Annotated in this window: 1 protein-coding gene and 1 pseudogene; both read right to left on the bottom strand. The window is 55.0% G+C overall.

Going from position 1 to position 992, the window contains the following annotated elements; genetic code table 11:
- A pseudogene (locus tag CYR55_RS22955) lies at window positions 1–306 on the bottom strand (hypothetical protein); the annotation flags it as partial.
- Complete coding sequence (locus CYR55_RS22960) at window positions 303–743, bottom strand: phage tail protein (RefSeq protein ID WP_101818594.1); 441 nt, start codon at window positions 741–743, stop codon at window positions 303–305. The gene CYR55_RS22960 and the pseudogene CYR55_RS22955, both read right to left, overlap by 4 nt.
- Window positions 744–992 lie beyond the last annotated feature (249 nt).

The following is a 992-nucleotide window of genomic DNA, read 5'->3' on the forward strand; positions in this document are numbered from 1 at the left end:
CACCAGGTAAGCTTTTCCTGCCGCCAGGGATACCGTCACATTGGCCTGCTGACGCACAGTCAGCTGGTAATATGCGCCGATGTTAAATGAGCAGGTACCGCCGTCGGTGCCGGAGGAAATCAGCAGGTTCAGGCCAGTGCCTGGCGTCGGGTTAAAGCCTGCATAAATCCCGGCACCGATGATGCCGCGCATTTTGCGGTTAATCGCTGCGGAACTGTAAGGCTCCCGGAACTGCACATCAGAAACAAGTGCCAGCGTTTCGGGCTGCGGGAAACTCTTTGCAGTAACGATCACTGAATCGCTCATGATGCACCGCCCGTTTTCAGCTTAAGCGTCGAAACAAAGCCCTTGCCCTGGTAAAGCTGGTCTTCCTGGATGCACAGGACTGCGCACGCCACCCCTTCGCTATCGCAGATCACCATGGTGTTAAAGGGATAGGAGGTATTGGCATCAAGCTGTGATGAATTCAGCTCAACCCGGATCGTAATCGTGCCTTCAGCGTAGGAAAGCGTCAGGTCAGATGTGGCGAATTGCGTGGTCATATCAGACAGCTCGAAATCCGTCGGGATCGCGGCAATGTCGTATGTCCCACTACTGTTTTCAGTAACCAGGGAGGATGTGCCGAAGACTGCCGTTTTTAGCAGGAATCGCGCACCGCTCCCGATCTCAGACTGGGCGCGCCGCTCGTAATAATACGAGAGCATCTGCATCGCACTCAGCCTGGTTGAGACGGTTTCAGCCATGGTTTAGGTGTCCTCTTGTCAGGCGGCCGGCGGCCGCAATGACGGTGTTGAGTGGCACCACAAGGCATGACGAATGCCCCCGGGCTGGAGGCATTCGTCATGTTTTGCGGTCGGTCTATATCGTTAGCATGGGAAGTTTATGAGAACTAACATCTCACCTGGTAAGCAGATCATGTATCAGCGCCATCGATGCCGCTCAGGCTGTCCATCTCCCACCCATCCAACAGCACGTTATCGAACTTGGCCAGG

Origin of the sequence: Chimaeribacter californicus (genome assembly GCF_002858675.1) — a bacterium.
GTDB lineage: Bacteria > Pseudomonadota > Gammaproteobacteria > Enterobacterales > Enterobacteriaceae > Chimaeribacter > Chimaeribacter californicus.